Here is a 19,177-nt window from a genome sequence, read left to right as displayed (position 1 = left end):
GCTGGGGATGGCTAATTGATTGAATACAAACAGATTTAATTGAAACAGTGATAAATCTTGCTGGCCTGCAGTTCGGCGCATGCACGCTGTCGCAGGAACCAACAGTCTTGTTCGATGAGCATTGTGATGGCAAAAAAATGGCAATGCCATTTCACATTCCGGCCGCGCTGGCCGTTTCGACCGTGCCGGCCGGCCGGCCGCGAGCGCAGCGGGAGCGGTCGGTTGGCTTGACAACTTCGGTCATCCACACTTACCCTAAGCCCCATTCTTGCAGGCGTGCGACTGCCTCCCACTGCGCGGCGCGGCCAGCATCCCACCATTGCCATTTCAGACTCGCAAAGACCCACCGTGCTTTCTCTCCTTACCACCGCGATTCGACGCAATCACGACCTGCCAACGCGCCCCTTCACCCGCATCGTGGCAATGAAGGCGTGCAGCGCATGACCGATCTTCAAACCAGCCTGATTGCCATTGGCAGCATCATCGTCGCAGGTGTTATTTCGTATAACAAATGGCAGGAACGCAAGGCCAGGAAAACCGTCGAACGCGCTTTTTCGTCGCCCGGCGATGATGTCCTGATGACACCCTCGGATAGTCAGCCACAGTCGGCGCGGGTTGAACCTGGCTTCCTGGCCGGCGAGGACGCGAGCAACATCGAATCCGAAGCCATCGCCCCTGTCGTCGAGCATGTCGAGGCGGCGCCGACGGCGCGCGAATTGCCGGTCGACGAACTGGTCGACTGCCTCATCCCGCTGGCGCTGGAGCAACCGGTGCGCGGCGACAAGGTGCTTGGCCGCATCCAGCAGTTGCGCCACGTCGGCAACAAGCCGGTCCATTTCATCGGCTTGCGGGACGGCGTCGAATGGGAACCGATCGTGCACGGCAGCCTCTACACCGCGCTGCAGGCCGGTGTGCAATTGGCCAACCGCACCAATCCGCTCAATGAAATCGAGTATTCGGAACTGGTGATGCGCCTGCGCACCGTGGCTGACGACCTGGGCGCCGATCCGGACGTGCCGGACATGACGCATGTCATGCAAAGCGCTCGCGCGCTGCACCAGTTCATTACCGAATTCGACGCGCAACTGAGCGTCAACATTCAATCCAATAGCGCACCGTGGGCCATCCATACCTTGCTGATCGCACTTGAAAAGCAAGGCTTCGATCTGCGTCCCGAAGGCCGTCTGGTCATGCCGGATGGCGAGGGCGGTGTGCTGTTTTCGCTGTCGACCAATGTCACGCTGGCGGCCGACACGACCTCGCGCCTGACCCTGTTGCTGGATGTGCCACGGGTGGCGCAGCCGCACAACGGGTTCGGCGCCATGATTGCCTGCGCCCGCTCGCTGGCCATGCGCATGGACGGCACCGTGGTCGATGATGGCAATCAGCCGCTGACCGAAAATGCACTGGCTGAAATCGCCAATCAGGTCAATGAGTTCTACGCGAACATGGACGCGGCTGACATTCCGGCCGGTTCGGTCCGCGCGCTGCGTCTGTTCAGCTGACCCCCATGACCGGTCCTTCGGTCACTGGCGCGGTCGCTGGCGATGCACAGGCGCGGGTAAACGCCTTGCGCGCGCTGCTTGAGCGACACGCCCACGCCTACTACGTGCTCGACAGCCCGACCATTCCCGACGCCGATTACGACGCCTTGTTCCGCGAACTGGAGGCGCTCGAAAGCGCGCATCCCGAGCTGATCACGGCGACCTCGCCGACCCAGCGGGTCGGCGCGCCGCCCTTGCCGGCATTTACCCAGGTGCGCCATTCGGTGCCGATGCTGTCGTTGGCCAATGGTTTTGCCGACGAGGACATCGTTGCCTTCGACCGCCGCGTGCGCGACGGCTTATCGGCCAGCGACGAGGTGGCCTACGCCACCGAGTTGAAGTTCGACGGACTGGCGATCAATCTGCGTTACGAGGCTGGCGTGCTGGTGGAAGCGGCCACGCGCGGCGATGGCGCTACCGGTGAAAACGTCACGACCAATATCCGCACGATTCGCGCCATTCCGCTGCGCCTGCAGACCGCGCAACCGCCGGCGGTGATCGACATCCGCGGCGAAGTGCTGATGTACAAGGCTGACTTTGCCCGCCTGAATGCGCGCCAGCGCGCCGCCGGCCTGAAGGAATTCGCCAATCCGCGCAATGCCGCCGCCGGTAGTCTGCGGCAACTCGATTCGGCCATCACGGCGCAGCGCTCGCTGCGCTTTTTTGCGTATGGCGTCGGTCTGCTGGAGGGCGCCGCGATGCCGCCATCGCATGCCGCGCTGCTGGACTGGTATCGGCAGCTTGGCGTGCCGGTTTGCGAGCATCGCAAGGTGGTCGCCGGCGCGTCGGGTTTGCTTGCGTTCTATCGCGAGATTGGCGAGAAGCGGTCGGCATTGCCGTATGAAATTGACGGCGTGGTCTACAAGGTCAACGACGCCACCCTGCAGCAGCAACTTGGTTTCGTCGCGCGCGCGCCGCGTTACGCGCTGGCGCACAAGTTTCCGGCCGAGGAGGCCAGCACCGTGGTGCAGGGCATCGATGTCCAGGTCGGCAGGACCGGCGCGATCACGCCGGTGGCGCGACTGGCGCCGGTGTCGGTCGGCGGCGTCACCGTCACCAACGCCACGCTGCACAATGAAGACGAAGTGCGGCGCAAGGACATCCGCATCGGCGACAGCGTCATCGTGCGCCGGGCCGGCGACGTGATTCCGGAAGTGGTGTCGTTCGTGCCCGAGCTGCGCCCGCTGGATGCGCGTGAATTCGTCATGCCAACGGCCTGCCCGGTGTGCGGCTCGACTATCCTGCGGCTGGAGGAGGAGGCCATTGCGCGCTGTTCCGGCGGCTGGCTGAAATGCGCCGCGCAGCGCAAGGGCGGCTTGCAGCACTTCGTCTCGCGCCGGGCGATGGATATCGAAGGGCTGGGCGAGCAATTGATCGATCAGCTGGTGGACCGCAAGGTCATCAACACCCCCGCCGATTTGTACCGGCTGGGTCTGGTCGGCCTGGCCGAGCTCGATCGCATGGCCGACCGCTCTGCCCAGAACGTGCTTGCCGCGCTCGAAAAATCCAAGGCGACCACGCTGGCGCGATTCATTTATGCGCTCGGCATCCGGCATGTCGGCGAAGCCACTGCCAAGGCGCTGGCGGCCCATTTCGGCGGACTCGATGCGCTGTTGGCGGCCTCGGAAGAGCAGTTGCTGGAAGTCGACGATGTCGGGCCGGTCGTGGCCGGGGCAATTCGCACGTTTCTGGCCGACCCGTTGAACGTGGAATTGATCGCCCAGTTGCGCGCCGCCGGCATCCACTGGACCGAAACCACGGCGCGCGTCAATGCCGTGTTGCCGCAATCCGGTAAAACCTTCGTGCTCACTGGTACATTGCCGACATTGACCCGCGAGGCTGCCGCGGCACTGATCGAAGCAGCCGGCGGCAAGGTGGCCGGTTCGGTCTCCAGAAAAACCAATTATGTCGTTGCCGGCAGCGATGCCGGCAGCAAGCTTGCCAAGGCCGAAGAACTCGGCGTGGCCATCCTCGACGAAGCCGCTTTACTCCAACTTTTGAATGATTGACTGACTCCGACCATGCGAAAAATCAAAAAAGCCGTATTCCCCGTGGCTGGCCTTGGCAGCCGCTTTTTACCCGCAACCAAGGCGCAGCCGAAAGAGATGTTGCCGATCGTTGACAAGCCATTGATTCAATATGCGGTGGAAGAAGCGGTCGCCGCTGGCATCACCGAGATGATTTTCATCACCGGGCGCAACAAGCGTGCGATCGAGGATCATTTCGACAAGGCCTATGAGCTCGAAGCCGAACTGGAAGCAGCCGGCAAGACGCAGTTGCTGGAATTCGTGCAGAACGTGATCCCGAAGCATGTCACCTGCATCTACATTCGGCAGTCGGCGCCACTTGGACTCGGCCATGCCGTGTTGTGCGCGCGCCCGGTGATCGGCAGCGAACCGTTCGCGGTGTTGCTGGCCGACGATTTCATGGATGTCCCGGACGGCACCGCGCCGGTACTGGCGCAGATGACCGATATCTTTTCGCGCCAGGGCTCCAGCCTGCTGGCCGTGCAGGACGTGCCGCGTGCCGAGACCAAGCAGTACGGCATCGTCAGCGTCACGCCGTACGCTCGCACGCTGGAACAGGTCAATGCGATCGTCGAGAAGCCATCACCCGAAGAGGCGCCGTCGACCCTGGCGGTGGTCGGACGCTACGTGCTGACCAACGGCATTTTCGATTATCTGGAAAACCTCGGGCAGGGCGCCGGTGGCGAGATTCAACTTACTGACGGCATCGCCGCGATGATCGAATCCGAGCGCGTGCTGGCATATCGGTACGAAGGTCAGCGCTATGACTGCGGCTCCAAGCTGGGTTATCTGAAAGCGTCGATGGCGATGGGCCGCAAGCATCCGGAAACCGGCAAGGCCTTCACCGAATACCTGGCGAGCTTCCGATGACCGTGCGCGAGATACTGAAGATGGGTGACCCCCGCCTGTTGCGTCAGGCCGAACCCGTCACGGAGTTCAACACGCCGGAGCTGCAGGCGCTGATCGCCGACATGTTCGAGACCATGATTGCCGCCAATGGCGCCGGACTGGCAGCGCCGCAGATTGGCGTCAATCTGCAACTGGTGATTTTTGGCTTCAAGCAGAACCAGCGCTATCCGGACGCGCCGGAGGTGCCCGAGACCGTCCTGATCAACCCGGTCCTGACGCCGATTTCCGACGAGCAGAAGGAAGACTGGGAAGGTTGCCTGTCAGTGCCCGGCCTGCGCGGCGTGGTGCCTCGCTGGACGCGCCTGCATTACGAGGGGGTCGATCAGCACGGCGCAAGCATCAGCCGCGATGTCGAGGGGTTTCACGCGCGCGTGGTGCAGCATGAGTGCGATCATCTGGCCGGCATTCTGTATCCGATGCGGATCAGGGATTTCAGCCAGTTCGGCTACACCAGCGTGCTGTTTCCGGAGCTGGACCCGAACCACGACGACTAGGCTCAGAAGGTCTCGTCCGGCCCCAGATAGCGCCACTGGCCGGTCGGCAGGTCGCCCAGCTTGACATTGCCGATCCGCACCCGTTTCAGGCCCATCACTTTCAGGCCGACGATGTCGCACATGCGGCGAATCTGACGCTTCTTGCCTTCACGCAGAATGAAGCTCAACTGGTCTTCGTTCTGCCACCGCACCTTGGCCGGCAACAGTGGCTTGCCGTCGAGGACCAGCCCATGCTGCAGGCGCTGCAACTCGCGCTCGGGCAGGGTGCCGGGTTTGCTGTATTGCACCCGCACCAGATATTCCTTTTCGACCGCCGTGTTTTCGCCGATCAACTGCTTCGCGATGCGGCCATCCTGCGTCAGGATCAACAATCCCACCGAGTCGATATCGAGCCGTCCGGCTGGTACGAGGCTGCGCAACTGGGTCGGATGGAACTGCGTGTCGGCGCGATCCTCGGCCCAGCGGTTTTCCGGTTTGATCAGGGTCACGGCCGGCTCGTAGCCGTCCTCGGCCTGGCCGCTGACATAGCCCATCGGCTTGTTGATCAGCACCGTCACCAGCTTGGATTGCTGTGCGGCGGCCTGGCGCTCGATGGTGATGCGCTGGTCCGGCAGGATCTTGGTACCCAGCTCGGAAATCACCTGGCCATCGACCCGTACCCAGCCCTTGGCGATCCATTCATCAGCTTCACGGCGGGAGCACAGTCCGAGTTCGGACATGCGTTTGGACAGGCGGAGCGGTTCAGTCATGGCGGAGCACAATAAAAGAGGGTGAAATCACACGCGTAATGCGTCGAGCAAATCGGTTTCCAGCTGGATCTGGCTGCGCGCGTTGTTGAGGGTCGGGCCGTCGACCAGGAACACGTCCTCGACCCGTTCGCCCAGCGTCATGATCTTGGCGGTGTGCAGATTGATCCGGTATTTGGCCAGCACATTGGCGATCGAATACAGCAAGCCGTTGCGGTCGTTGGCGCTGATCGACAACAGATAATACTGGCCGCGCTCGTCCGGGCGCAAGTCGACCGATGGTGTCGCCGGGAACGTGCGCGACAGTCGCGACAGGCGACCGCGTGTTGGCGCCGGCAAACTGTCGTTACTGGTCAACAACGCCGTCAGTTCGTGTTCGATGAGGTTGATGATGTCGCGATAATTATTGGCAAAATTCGCCTCGGTGACCAGGAACGTATCGAGTGCATAGCCATGCGCAGTGGTGTGGATCTTGGCATCGAGGATGCTGAAGTTCTTGCGGTCGAAGTAACTGCAAATGCGGGCAAACAAGTCCGGCTGGTCGCGCACATAAACGGTTACCTGCAAGCCCTCGCCAATCGTCGCCAGGCGGCATTTGACCACCGGGTTCGGACTGTCGAACTTGCCGATCAGCGAACGGGTTTGCCAGGCGATATCGGAGGCGTCATGGCGCAAAAAATACGCCACGTCGAGCTGCTTCCATAGCTGTTCGTGCGCGTCGGCCGGCAGGCCATACAGCCGCAACGTGGCGAGGGCTTCCTGCTGGCGGTTTTTCAGTTCGCGGTCGGCCGAGGGCGCTTCGCCGCCAAGCACGCGCAGCGTGATGCGGTACAGGTCTTCCAGCAGCTTGCCCTTCCATGCATTCCACACTTTCGGACTGGTGCCGCGGATGTCGGCGACTGTCAGCAGATACAGCGCCGTCAGGTGCCGCTCATCCTTGACCAGTGCGGCAAACTGCGCGATCACGTCGGGGTCGGACAAATCCTGCTTCTGGGCCGTTTGCGACATGATCAGGTGGTGTTCGACCAGAAACACGATCAGCCGGGTGTCGTCCTTTGACAGGCCGTGTTCGCGGCAGAATTTCTCGGCATCGGCCATGCCGAGTTTCGAATGGTCGCCGCCGCGCCCCTTGGCGATATCGTGAAACAGCGCCGCAATATACAGCAGCCAGGGCTGGCCGAAGTTGGCGATCAACTGGCTGCAAAACGGGTACTCGTGCGCATGTTCGGTCATGGTGAACCGGCGCACATTGCGCACCACCATCAGGATGTGCTGGTCGACCGTATAGACATGAAACAGGTCATGCTGCATCTGCCCGACGATGCGCCGAAAGTTCGGCAGATAGCGTCCGAGAATGCTGGTGCGGGTCATGTCGCGCAGGGCATGCGTGATGCCCTGCGGCGACTGGATGATGTCGATGAACAGCTTGCGGTTGAGCGGATCGCGGCGGAATTTCGCGTCGATCTTGAAGCGGGCATGCCACAGGGCGCGCATGGTGCGCGCGGTCATGCCCTTCAGGGCGGTGTCGTGCGCCAGCAGCAGGAACACTTCCAGCATGGTCGACGGAGTGCTGGCAAATGTATCGTCCTGCGCAATGTCGATCAGGCCGTTGAGCGCATTGAAGTGCGCATTGATCGGCACCGGGTTGGCCGGCATCGGAAACAGTTGTGCGCCAATGTTTTGCAGCAGGATCTCATTGAGTTGCGTGACCGCCTTGGCCGCCCAGTAGTAGCGCTGCATCAGGTATTCGCTGGCGCGGCGCGTGTCGGTGGTCTTGAAGCCGAAGGTTTCCGCGATCTGGGTCTGGACGTCGAACACCAGCCGGTCTTCGCGCCGGTTGGTAAGGATATGCAGCCGGATCCGGATGTCCTTGAAGGCGCGCTCCTTTTGCGTCAGCTGCCGTGCTTCGGTGCTGGTGATCAGGCCGCGCTGCGCCAGTTTGCGCCAGGAGTCGCCCAGGCCGGCGGCCTTGGCCACCCACAGGATCACCTGCAGGTCGCGCAGGCCACCCGGGCTTTCCTTGCAGTTGGGCTCCAGGCTGAATGGCGTGTCGTCATACTTGGCGTGGCGCTGGTGCATTTCGAGGCGCTTGGCCTGGAAGAACGCCTGCGGATCCATCGCGGCCGCACAGCGCTCCTGCAAAAATCGAAACAGCTTGCGGTTGCCAGTCACCAGGCGCGCTTCCAGCAGGCTGGTTTGCACCGTGATGTCGGCCGCGGCCTCGCTCAGGCATTCCGGAATGGTGCGGATGCTGTGTCCAACTTCAAGGCCGATATCCCACAGCGTCTGCACCAGCATTTCGAGTTTTTCCTGCAGCGCCGGGCCGGGCGCGTTCTGCAGCAGGATCAGGACATCGACGTCGGAGTGCGGGAACAGCTCGCCGCGGCCATAGCCGCCCACCGCGACCAGCGCGGCACTGGCCGGCAGGCCGACGCTGTGCCACGCCTGCGTCAGCGCGGCGTCGACGCTGCGACGCAGGCTGGTCAGCAACGCATCCGGCTTGCCATCGGCCTGGAAGGTGGCGATGGCGGCGGCGCGTCCGGCTTTGATCTGTTCCTTGAGTGCCAGTGCGAGCGAGGGCATCCTCAGGCAGCGATGGCGGTTTTGATAAACGCCGGCGGCGCTGGCATGCCCGGAGACACGGTCAGCACTTCGTAGCCGGTCGGCGTCACCAGTACGGTGTGTTCCCACTGCGCCGACAGACTGCGGTCCTTGGTTTTGATGGTCCAGCCATCACCCATTTCACGGATTTCGCGGCGGCCTGCGTTGATCATGGGCTCCACCGTAAAAATCATGCCGGCCTTCATTTCATCCAGCGTGCCGGGGCGACCGTAATGCAGGATCTGCGGTTCTTCATGGAACACCGTGCCGATGCCGTGGCCGCAAAATTCGCGCACCACGCTGTAGCCGGCATTTTCGGCGTGCTGCTGGATGACGAAGCCGATGTCGCCGAGGTGATTGCCCGGCTTGATCTTGGAAATACCCAGCCACATGCACTCATAGGTGATCTCGCCAAGGCGCTTGGCCATGATCGACGGCTCGCCGACGTAGAACATCCGGCTGGTGTCGCCGTGATAACCGTTCTTGATGACGGTAATGTCGAGGTTGACGACATCGCCATTCTTCAGGACCTTGTCGCCGGGAATGCCGTGGCAGATCACGTCGTTGACCGAGGTGCAGATCGCCTTTGGATACGGCGTGTAGCCCGGCGGGCAGTAATTCAGCGGGGCGGGAATGGTGTCCTGGACGTTGACCATGTATTCGTGGCACAGCCGGTCGAGTTCGCCGGTGGTGACGCCGACCTTGACGTAGGGCGCGATAAAATCAAGCACCTCGGCAGCCAGGCGGCCAGCAATGCGCATGCCTTTGATGTCGTCGTCGGATTTGATGGAAATGGAAGCCATAGTAAGAAAATGCCTGCTCAGGTCGGTAACAAGTGGTGGAGATGCGAGGGAGTTGCCGAATTATAGTCGACGCTGCACTGCTGCGCTGAGGCATCCCGGCCAAGAAAGTCGTTTCACGCTTGAAATCAGGGCCTGTTTTCGAGTACACTCTCGGGCTAGTCTGGAAAGTTCTTCTGGATGAACGTAGTAAATCGCGAATTCGTTCGACAAGGGTGTCGTTCCCAGCACGGTGAAAATCACGCTGAAAACGGTAACTGAACGGATTCCAGACCCCAACCCTGGAGAAAATTATGTCCGTAACAATGCGTGAAATGCTGGAAGCCGGTGTCCATTTCGGTCATCAAACCCGTTTCTGGAATCCAAAAATGGCCCCGTTCATCTTCGGCCATCGCAACAAAATTCATATCGTCAACCTGGAAAAAACCCTGGCCATGTACCAGGAGGCGATGAAGTACATCAAGCAGCTGTCGAGCAATCGCGGCACCGTTCTGATGGTTGGCACCAAGCGCCAGGCGCGCGAAATCATGGCAGCCGAGGCGCAACGCGCCGGCATGCCATACGTCGACCAGCGCTGGCTCGGCGGTATGCTGACCAACTTCAAAACCATCAAGACCTCGATCAAGCGCCTGAAGGAAATGGAAGCGTCGATCGAAGACGGTTCGGTCGAAAAGCTCAGCAAAAAAGAAGGCCTGATGTTTCAGCGCGAAATGATCAAGCTGCAAAAATCCATCGGCGGCATCAAGGACATGGGCGGCATTCCTGACGCCATCTTCGTCGTCGACGTCGGTTATCACAAGGGTGCCATTACCGAAGCCGCAAAACTGGGCATCCCGGTCATTGGCGTGGTCGATACCAACCACACCCCTGAAGGCGTTACCTACGTTATTCCTGGCAACGACGATTCATCCAAAGCGATCATGCTGTACGCTCGCGGTGTCGCCGATGCGATTCTCGAAGGCCGTGCCAGCTCACTGAACGACGTCGTCGAAGCCGTCAAGTCGGGCGACGAGTTCGTTGAGGTCAGCGAGCAGGCGTAATTTCAGCCGGATGGTTTGAGCTTCAAAAAAATGGGGCAACGCAGTTCGCCCCTTTTTTTCGAGCAAATTTTAAAGATCAATTTGATCCTGGACGACGAGTACGACGTCCTTCATGCATGGAGAATCTGATGACCACAATTACAGCAGCGATGGTAGGTGAGTTGCGCGCAAAGACCGACGCGCCAATGATGGAATGCAAAAAAGCGTTGACCGAAGCCGGCGGCGATGCCGTCAAGGCTGAAGAAATCCTGCGCGTCAAACTGGGCGGCAAGGCTTCCAAGGCCGCCTCCCGCGTGACCGCCGAAGGTGTCGTGACCTCGTTCGTCGCCGGCAATGTCGGTGCGATGGTCGAAGTCAATTGCGAAACCGACTTCGTCACCAAGAACGACGAATTCATTGCGCTGGCCAATGCCTGCGCCAAACTGGCTGCCGAGAAGAATCCTGCCGACGTGGCAGCGTTGCTGGCACTGCCGCTGGATGGCAAGACTGTTGATGAGCAACGCGCCGCACTGATCGGCCGCATCGGCGAAAACATGTCGATTCGCCGTTTCGTGCGTTTTGAGACTGCCGCCAAACTGGCAACCTATCTGCATGGCACCCGCATCGGCGTGATGGTCGAGTTCGACGCTGCCGATGACCAGGTCGGCAAGGACGTGGCGATGCATGTCGCTGCCATGAAGCCGGTGTCGCTGTCGTCCGATGAAGTGCCGGCCGAACTGATCGAAAAAGAGCGTTCGGTTGCGGCCTTGAAGGCTGCCGAATCGGGCAAGCCGGCCGAGATCGTCACCAAGATGGTCGACGGTTCGATCCAGAAATTCCTGAAAGAGGTGTCGCTGCTGAACCAGACTTTCGTCAAGAACGACAAGCAGACCATCGAGCAAATGTTGAAAGCCAACAGCGCATCGGTAAAATCGTTCACGATGTTCATCGTCGGTGAAGGCATTGAAAAGCGGCAAGATGATTTTGCTGCCGAGGTTGCGGCGCAGGTCGCTGCGGCGAAGCAGGCGTAAAGTAGTCGAACGGGCCGTAAGGCCCGTTTCTTCATGTCGGGCAACCACGTCCGCCTTGAGGCCCTATTTCCCACCCATGATTTCAACAACGAGATCATCACAAGGAGTTCAGTTCATGACCCAGCCAGCCTACAAACGCGTGCTTCTGAAACTGTCCGGTGAAGCCCTGATGGGCGATGATCCCTACGGCATCAACCGGGTAACGATCGAACGCATGGTGGCCGATGTTGCCGAAGTCTCGCAACTCGGTGTCGAACTGGCTATCGTCATTGGCGGCGGCAACATTTTCCGCGGTGTCGCACCTGGCGCCGAAGGCATGGATCGGGCCACCGCCGATTACATGGGCATGCTGGCAACCGTGATGAATTCGCTCGCACTGGCCGATGCCATGCGGCAGGCGGGCATCGTCGCCCGCGTCATGTCGGCCATCAGCATCGAGCAGGTGGTCGAGCCTTACGTGCGTCCCAAGGCGTTGCAGTACCTGGAAGAGGGCAAGATCGTCGTGTTCGCTGCCGGCACCGGCAATCCGTTTTTCACCACCGACACCGCAGCGGCATTGCGCGGCTCCGAGATCGGCGCCGAAATCGTGCTCAAGGCAACCAAGGTCGACGGCGTCTACAGCGCCGATCCGAAAAAAGACCCGCACGCCACACGTTACGCCACCATCACGTTCGACGAAGCCATCTCAAAGCATCTGCAGGTGATGGATGCGACCGCGTTTGCACTCTGCCGTGACCAGAAGTTGCCCATCAAGGTGTTTTCCATCGTCAAGCCCGGTGCGCTAAAGCGCGTCATCATGGGTGAAGACGAAGGTACACTGGTGCACATTTAATTTTAACTTTCGCTCGCATCAAGAAGAGGAGAGCAGCATGACCATTGCTGACGTCAAGAAGAATACCGATCAACGCATGCACAAGTCGATTGACACGCTCAAGGCCGATCTGGCCAAGGTGCGTACCGGACGCGCCCACGTAGGCATGCTCGACCATATCCAGGTCGACTATTACGGCAATCCGACCCAACTGACCCAGGTCGCCAACGTGACGCTGGTGGATGCCCGCACCATTGGCGTGCAGCCCTGGGAAAAGAAAATGATCAGCGTCGTCGAGAAGGCCATTCGCGACTCCGACATGGGACTCAATCCCTCGACCCAGGGCGACATGATCCGCGTGCCGACCCCGGCGCTGACCGAGGAACGCCGCAAGGAAATGGTCAAGCTGGTCAAGAGCGAGGCAGAAGATGCAAAAATCGCCATCCGCAACATTCGCCGCGATGCCAACGAGGCGCTGAAAAAGTTGCTGAAGGAAAAGGCCTGCTCCGAGGATGATGAACGGCGCGCCCAGGATGACATCCAGAAGCTGACCGACAAGTTTGTCGCCGAAATCGACAAGATGGTCATTGAGAAGGAAAAGGAAGTGTTGACCGTATAGGCAACGCTGCGACTTTCCACTTTTTTCCATAACACAGACCTGCCATGACGCATCCCAGTTCGACCGTAGCAGTACCGCCAGTGTCGGAAGTTCCTAAACATATCGCCATCATCATGGATGGCAACGGGCGATGGGCGACCAAACGGTTCCTGCCGCGCGTGACCGGCCATGTCAGGGGCGTTGATGCAGTGCGCGGCGTGGTCGAGGCTTGCGTCAAGCGGGGCGTCGACTTCCTGACGTTGTTTGCGTTCAGTTCGGAAAACTGGCGTCGTCCGGCAGAGGAAGTCTCGTTGCTGATGCGGCTGTTCGTGACCGCGCTGGATCGCGAAGTCGGCAAGATGCACGCCAATGGGATTCGCCTCAAAGTGGTTGGCGATCTGTCCCGCTTCGATGACAAGTTGCAGGAAATGATTGCCAGTGCAGAGCGCCGCACCGCATCCAATGCCGGACTGACCGTGACCGTCTGCGCCAACTACGGCGGCCGCTGGGACATTATGCAGGCAGTGAACAAACTGGCCGCAGCGCAACCCGGCCGCGCCGATTTCAGCGAGGACGAGCTCGCCGCTGAATTGTCGATGGCCTACGCGCCAGAGCCCGATCTGTTCATCCGCACTGGCGGCGAGCAGCGCGTATCGAATTTCCTGCTGTGGCAACTGGCGTATTCCGAGTTCTACTTCACCGATACCTGGTGGCCCGATTTCGACGCCGATCAGTTCGATCTGGCGATCGACTCCTACCAGCGCCGGGAACGCCGTTTCGGCCGCACCAGCGCACAAATCATCGAACAGAAAAAGGCGTCCTGATGCTCAAAACCCGTGTCATGACGGCGTTGGTGTTGCTGGCATTTCTGGTGGCCGTGGTGTTGTCGAAATCACCGATATTTTTCGTGATTGCGGCGACCGGATTCTTCGCCGCTGCCGTCTGGGAAAGCCATCGACTGTTTGGCGACAAGCGGCCGTGGCTGGGTGCGGCGCTGTGGACCGCGCTGTTTGCCTTCCTGATGTTCAATCCCGGCTATGTCAACCAGAAGATATTCTTCGGCACTTGTGTCGCGCTGTGGGTGTTGCGCTTTGCCCCGTCACTCAAGTTCGGCCTGCCGTTCATGCAGGGTTTCCCCAATCGCCTGCTCGGACTGGTGTATGCGTTGGCAGTGCTTGGATGCTTCCTGGCGATCGCGGTGCTGTACAGCTGGTCCCCGCTTTACCTGCTGTCGGTCATGGCACTGGTCTGGATTGCCGATATCGGCGCCTATTTTTCCGGCAAGGCCTTCGGCAAGCACAAGATGGCGCCCACGATTTCCCCCGGAAAATCATGGGAAGGCGCCCTTGGTGGTTGCCTCGCCGTCCTGGTGCTGGCCGCGATTTCGGTCGCGATTCCGGGCCTGGCCGATACCTTCGCGGTGCATGTGCAGGCCAAATGGGGCTGGCTCGGGCTGATCGCGGTGATGGTGCTGTTTGACGGCGCCAGTATTGTCGGTGACCTGTTCGAGTCGCAACTCAAACGCCGTGCCAATCGCAAGGACAGCAGCAATCTGCTGCCTGGCCACGGTGGCGTGCTTGACCGCATTGATGCGATGCTGCCGACGCTGCCGTTGGCCGTATTGCTCGGCTATTGGCTGTAACGATGGAAAAGGCGCCAATCCAAACCATCACGATACTGGGCTCGACCGGCTCGATCGGCATCTCGACGCTGGACGTCGTGGCGCAGCATCCGGACCGCTATCGGGTCTATGCGCTGACCGCGCACAGCAAGGTGGCCGAGCTGGCCGCGCAGTGCGTGCAGTTTCGGCCGGAGGTTGCGGTGGTCGGTTCGGCGGCGGCAGCGCAGGCGCTCTCCATCCTGTTGAAAGAGCAGGGCGTCGCCACCGAAGTCAGCTATGGTGAAGCAGCGCTCTGTGCGGTCGCACGGGCTTACGGCTGCGACATGGTGATGGCGGCGATTGTTGGCGCAGCGGGCCTTGCGCCGACGCTGGCCGCAGCGCAGGCTGGCAAGAAAATCCTGCTGGCGAACAAGGAAGCGCTGGTCATGTCGGGGCAATTGTTCATGGACGCCGTGGCCGACAGCGGCGCCGTGCTGCTGCCGATCGACAGCGAACACAATGCGATCTTTCAATGTCTCCCGCAGCAGTTCGGACGCCGGCTCGACGATCATGGCATCGTCAAGATCCTGTTGACGGCGTCGGGCGGTCCGTTTCTGCGGCGCGATGTCGCCACCCTGGACACGGTCACCCCGGACGAGGCCGTGGCGCATCCGAACTGGGTCATGGGCCGCAAGATTTCAGTCGACTCGGCGACGATGATGAACAAGGGGCTGGAAGTCATCGAAGCGCACTGGCTGTTCGGCGCCGCCGCCAACTGCATTGACGTCGTGATCCATCCGCAAAGCGTGATTCATTCGATGGTGTCGTATGTCGATGGCTCGGTGCTGGCCCAGCTGGGAAATCCCGACATGCGTACACCCATCGCGCACGCCCTGGCATGGCCGGAGCGGATCGCCTCGGGTGTCGCGCCGCTGGATCTGACAACGCTGGCGAATCTCGTATTCCAGCAACCCGACCTCGGACGTTTTCCGTGTTTGAAACTGGCGTATCATGCCCTCAACGCGGGCGGCTCCGCACCGGCGGTGCTGAATGCCGCCAACGAGGTTGCGGTGCAGGCCTTCCTTGATCTGCGCATCGGCTTTCGCCAGATCGACCAGCTGATCGCACGCGTGATGGACGCCGCATCGTTCGAAGCGGTGACCACCATCGATGCGCTGTTCGAACAGGATCAACGGGCCCGGCAACTGGCCCATTCACTGATGACATCATGACTTTGCTGCACACCATTCTGGCTTTCCTCGGCGCGCTGATTCCGCTGGTGATCGTGCACGAGCTCGGTCATTACTGGGTCGCGCGCTGGTGCGGTGTGAAAGTGTTGCGCTTCTCGGTCGGCATGGGAAAAATCATTTACTCGCGCAAGGTCGGCCCGGACCAGACCGAATGGGCGCTGTCGATGCTGCCGCTGGGCGGGTACGTCAAGATGCTCGACCTGCGTGAGCAGCCGGACATGCTGCTCAGTCCGGAAGAACGCAAGCGTGAATTCACCAACCAGACCGTCTGGCGACGCATGGCGATCGTGGTCGCCGGTCCGCTGGCCAATTTCCTGACCGCGATTGCGCTGTTCACCGGCCTGTACATCTACGGCATCCCCGAACCGACTCCGAAATTGCGCGCACCTGCAGAGCAAACCGCGGCCTACCAGGCAGGCTTGCGCGGGGGCGAATTGATTACCGCAGTCAATGGCGAGCCGATTCATATCTGGTCCGACCTGCGCTGGAAGCTGGTGCAGCTGGCGGTGGAAAAAGCGCCGGCAAGGCTGGCGGTCGAGCGCGTCAACACCGGTCCGAACGGCGGTACCGTGGGCAGCACCATCACGATCCCGGCCGACGCCCTGAAGACCGATGAAATGGATGGCGACTTCCTCGGGCGCCTGGGATTGGAACTGGGTCGTCCGAAAGCGATACTCGGCAAGGTCGCCGCCGACGGACCCGGTTTCCAGGCCGGCCTGCAGACCGGTGATCAGGTGCGCAGCGTCAATGGTCAGGCGGTCAATGATGGCGATGTGTTCGTCAATCTGGTCCGGGCATCACCGGGTCAGGCACTGCAACTGACCGTGCTGCGCGCCGGACGCGACGTGGCCGTGCAGGTCACCCCGAACAAGATCACGGTCGATGGCAAAAGCGTTGGCCAGATCAAGGTGGAGATCATGAGCGCGCCGGAGATGATCATCGCGCGCTCGGGGCCGATTGATGCGCTGGCGAAGGCAGCGGTGCGCACGTGGGACAGCAGCATCCTGCAGCTCAAGCTGCTGGGCAGGATCGTCACCGGCGAGGCGTCAGTAAAGAACATTTCAGGCCCGATCACGATTGCCGACTATGCCGGACAGACCGCCCGCGTCGGACTGATTACCTACCTCGGCTTTATCGCGGCCATCAGCATCGGCCTCGGCGTCATGAACCTGCTGCCAATCCCGGTTTTGGATGGGGGTCTTTTGCTGTATTATTCGCTGGAAGTTTTGACCGGACGACCGCTGTCCGAACGCGTCGGACAGTTCGGCCAGCGCCTCGGGATCGGCCTGTTGATGACGTTGATGCTGGTTGCTGTCTTCAACGATATCGTCCGCCTCATCACCTGATTCCTGGTCGTCATTGCCCGCCTGAATGTCATTGAACCCGCACTTACAATAACGATAGCCAATGAAATTACACTCTGCGCTTTATTCCCTTCCCGCTGCTCCACGTCATCTGGTCGCTCTTGCTGTCATTGCCCTGTGTTCCGGGCAAGCGATGGCGATCGCACCGTTCACCGTCAAGGACATTCGCGTCGAAGGAATTCAGCGTACCGAAGCCGGCACCGTGTTCAGCTATTTGCCAGTGCGTGTCGGCGACACATTTACCGACGACAAGGCCGCCGCGGCAATCAAGGCTCTGTACGCAACCGGATTCTTCAAGGACGTGCGGATCGAAGCCGATGGCGATGTGCTGGTGGTGCTGGTCGAAGAGCGCCCGGCGATTGCCGCCGTCGAGTTCACCGGCATCAAGGAATTTGACAAGGACCAGCTCAACAAGGCATTGAAGGACATCGGGCTGGGCGAATCGCGCACCTATGACAAGTCGCTGGTCGATCGCGCCGAGCAGGAACTCAAACGGCAATATCTGAGCCGCGGCCTGTACGGCGTGGTCGTCACCACCACGGTCACGCCAGTCGAGCGCAATCGCGTCAATGTGACGTTTGCCGTCGACGAGGGCGATACCGCCCGTATCCGGCAGATCAGTATCGTTGGCAACAAGGCCTTCAGCGACAAGGAAATCCGTAGCAATCTGGCCCTGACCACACCGGGCTGGTTCACCTGGTACACCAAGGCCGACCAGTACTCGAAGCAGAAGCTGACCGGCGATATCGAAGCGCTGAAGTCGTTCTACCTCAATCGCGGCTATCTCGAATTCCAGGTCGAATCGACGCAAGTGTCGATCACGCCGGACAAGAAAGATATTTACATCACGATCAACATCAGCGAAGGCGAGAAGTACACCGTCTCGTCGGTCAAGATCGAAGGCGAGACCTTCGGACGCGAAGACGAATTGCTGTCGCTGGTGCAACTGAAAGCCGGCGACCTCTATTCGGGCGAGAAGCTGACTGCCAGCATCAAGAAGATCACCGAGCGCATGGGTAACTTCGGCTACGCCTTTGCCAACGTCAACGCCAATCCCGATATCAATCGCGAGAAAAAGGAAGTGGCATTCACGGTGCTGATCGACCCGGGCAAGCGCGTCTATGTCCGCCGCATCAACGTCGCCGGCAACACCAAGACCCGCGACGAAGTCATTCGCCGTGAATTCCGCCAGTTTGAAGACTCCTGGTACGACGGTGAAAAAATCCGCTTGTCGCGCGATCGGGTTGACCGACTGGGCTACTTCAAGGAAGTCACCATCGACACGCCGGAAGTTTCCGGCACCAGCGATCAGGTGGATATCAACATGGCGGTGACCGAAAAGCCGACCGGTAACATCCTGCTCGGCGCGGGCTTCTCGAGCAGCGAAAAACTGACGCTGACCGGCTCGATCCAGCAGGCCAATGCCTTCGGCAGCGGCAATACGATTGGTCTGGACGTCAACACCAGTCAGCGCAATCGCACCATCGCGCTGTCGGAATCCAATCCGTATTTCACTGATGACGGCGTCAGCCACAGCTATGAAGTATTCCTGCGCACCACGCGCCCACCGGACATCAACACCGGCGATTACCGCGTGCAGCAGCTCGGCGCCAACACCAAGTTCGGTGTGCCGTTTTCGGAACTCGACACGGTGTTCTTCGGCCTGGGTGTCGAGCGCACGCGGGTGGAAACCTTCACCGGCGACCCATTGCATAACGACAGCCCTGAGCTGTACAAAACCTACGTCACCAACTTTGGCGATGGCACCAATGCCACCACCACCAGCTTTCCATTGACTGTCGCATGGCAGCGCGACAGTCGCGACAGTGCGCTGTCGCCGCAAAGCGGCCGCTATCAGCGTGCCAATCTTGAGCTGGCCCTGATCGGCGACCTGCGCTACTACCGCGCCATTTATCAACATCAGTACTTCCGGCCACTGTTCCGCACCATCACGCTGGCCACCAACGCCGAATTCGATTATGGCCGGGGCATGGGCGGGAAAGCATTCCCGGTCTTCAAGAACTTCTATGCCGGCGGTATCGGCTCGGTGCGCGGCTATGACAGTTCGTCGCTCGGACCGAAGGCGACCAATGGCGATCCGCTGGGCGGCTCGTCGCGTCTGGTGCTCAATGGCGAGTTGCAATTCCCGTTCCCGGGCGCCGGAACCGATCGCAGCCTGCGCTGGTATGTGTTTGCCGACGGCGGTAACGTCTACGCCGACAAGGCCGCGCTCGAATTGAAGCAGCTGCGCTACTCGGCCGGTATCGGGATCAGCTGGGTGTCACCGGTTGGTCCATTGCGCCTGAGTTTCGGCAAACCGTTGAACGCGAAGCCGGAAGACCGGATTCAGCGATTCCAGTTCCAGCTTGGCCAGGGCTTCTGA

Annotated in this window: 16 protein-coding genes; 13 read left to right on the top strand and 3 right to left on the bottom strand. The window is 60.5% G+C overall.

Going from position 1 to position 19,177, the window contains the following annotated elements; all coding sequences use genetic code 11:
• Positions 1–440 precede the first annotated feature (440 nt).
• The 4 genes from RCH09_RS11565 to def are packed head-to-tail and all read left to right on the top strand — an operon-like array spanning position 441 to position 4,974.
• The gene (locus RCH09_RS11565) at positions 441–1,505 is read left to right on the top strand and encodes a cell division protein ZipA C-terminal FtsZ-binding domain-containing protein (protein WP_326941234.1); all 1,065 of its coding nucleotides are present in this window, start codon (positions 441–443) and stop codon (positions 1,503–1,505) included.
• 5 nt (positions 1,506–1,510) lie between these two features.
• Positions 1,511–3,553 (top strand): NAD-dependent DNA ligase LigA, encoded by a 2,043-nt coding sequence (gene ligA / locus RCH09_RS11560; RefSeq protein WP_326941233.1) that lies wholly within the window; start codon positions 1,511–1,513, stop codon positions 3,551–3,553.
• 12 nt (positions 3,554–3,565) lie between these two features.
• Positions 3,566–4,441: a UTP--glucose-1-phosphate uridylyltransferase GalU gene (galU, locus tag RCH09_RS11555; RefSeq protein ID WP_326941232.1), complete on the top strand. Its 876-nt coding sequence runs from the start codon at positions 3,566–3,568 to the stop codon at positions 4,439–4,441.
• Positions 4,438–4,974, top strand: coding sequence for a peptide deformylase (gene def, locus RCH09_RS11550; protein ID WP_326941231.1), 537 nt, complete (start codon positions 4,438–4,440; stop codon positions 4,972–4,974). The genes galU and def overlap by 4 nt, the downstream gene beginning before the upstream one ends.
• Before the next feature lie 2 nt (positions 4,975–4,976).
• Here def and RCH09_RS11545 read toward each other — a convergent pair whose 3' ends face one another.
• The 3 genes from RCH09_RS11545 to map are packed head-to-tail and all read right to left on the bottom strand — an operon-like array spanning position 4,977 to position 9,145.
• A complete protein-coding gene (locus RCH09_RS11545; RefSeq protein ID WP_326941230.1) occupies positions 4,977–5,723 on the bottom strand; it encodes a pseudouridine synthase in 747 nt (248 codons plus the stop codon).
• Positions 5,724–5,750: 27 nt separating this feature from the next.
• A complete protein-coding gene (locus RCH09_RS11540; protein ID WP_326941229.1) occupies positions 5,751–8,303 on the bottom strand; it encodes a [protein-PII] uridylyltransferase in 2,553 nt (850 codons plus the stop codon).
• Between the two features lie 2 nt (positions 8,304–8,305).
• Positions 8,306–9,145 carry a type I methionyl aminopeptidase gene (gene map, locus RCH09_RS11535; RefSeq protein WP_326941277.1) on the bottom strand — a complete coding sequence of 280 codons (840 nt, stop codon included), beginning with the start codon at positions 9,143–9,145 and terminating at the stop codon, positions 8,306–8,308.
• Positions 9,146–9,414: 269 nt separating this feature from the next.
• Between map and rpsB the strand changes: the two genes are divergently transcribed.
• The 9 genes from rpsB (at position 9,415) to bamA (ending at position 19,177) form a co-directional block, all read left to right on the top strand.
• Positions 9,415–10,161 (top strand): 30S ribosomal protein S2, encoded by a 747-nt coding sequence (gene rpsB, locus RCH09_RS11530; protein ID WP_326941228.1) that lies wholly within the window; start codon positions 9,415–9,417, stop codon positions 10,159–10,161.
• 128 nt (positions 10,162–10,289) lie between these two features.
• On the top strand, positions 10,290–11,171 hold the full coding sequence (gene tsf, locus RCH09_RS11525) for a translation elongation factor Ts (protein ID WP_326941227.1): 882 nt from the start codon (positions 10,290–10,292) through the stop codon (positions 11,169–11,171).
• A gap of 115 nt (positions 11,172–11,286) precedes the next feature.
• Complete coding sequence (pyrH, locus tag RCH09_RS11520) at positions 11,287–12,003, top strand: UMP kinase (RefSeq protein WP_326941226.1); 717 nt, start codon at positions 11,287–11,289, stop codon at positions 12,001–12,003.
• Positions 12,004–12,040: 37 nt separating this feature from the next.
• Entirely contained in the window at positions 12,041–12,601 is a 561-nt protein-coding gene (frr, locus tag RCH09_RS11515; RefSeq protein WP_326941225.1) for a ribosome recycling factor, read from the top strand.
• Between the two features lie 44 nt (positions 12,602–12,645).
• Positions 12,646–13,404, top strand: a complete 759-nt coding sequence (gene uppS, locus RCH09_RS11510) for a polyprenyl diphosphate synthase (protein ID WP_326941224.1) — start codon at positions 12,646–12,648, stop codon at positions 13,402–13,404.
• Positions 13,404–14,222: a phosphatidate cytidylyltransferase gene (locus RCH09_RS11505; RefSeq protein ID WP_326941223.1), complete on the top strand. Its 819-nt coding sequence runs from the start codon at positions 13,404–13,406 to the stop codon at positions 14,220–14,222. The genes uppS and RCH09_RS11505 overlap by 1 nt, the downstream gene beginning before the upstream one ends.
• A 17-nt stretch (positions 14,223–14,239) precedes the next feature.
• Entirely contained in the window at positions 14,240–15,412 is a 1,173-nt protein-coding gene (gene ispC / locus RCH09_RS11500; protein ID WP_326941276.1) for a 1-deoxy-D-xylulose-5-phosphate reductoisomerase, read from the top strand.
• A complete protein-coding gene (rseP, locus tag RCH09_RS11495) occupies positions 15,409–16,776 on the top strand; it encodes an RIP metalloprotease RseP (protein ID WP_326941222.1) in 1,368 nt (455 codons plus the stop codon). Before ispC ends, rseP begins: the two co-directional genes overlap by 4 nt.
• 61 nt (positions 16,777–16,837) lie before the next feature.
• Positions 16,838–19,177 carry an outer membrane protein assembly factor BamA gene (gene bamA, locus RCH09_RS11490; protein ID WP_326941221.1) on the top strand — a complete coding sequence of 780 codons (2,340 nt, stop codon included), beginning with the start codon at positions 16,838–16,840 and terminating at the stop codon, positions 19,175–19,177.

This window comes from Actimicrobium sp. GrIS 1.19, assembly GCF_035984655.1.
Classification (GTDB): Bacteria; Pseudomonadota; Gammaproteobacteria; order Burkholderiales; family Burkholderiaceae_D; genus Actimicrobium.
This window is presented reverse-complemented; position numbering and strand designations above follow the sequence as displayed.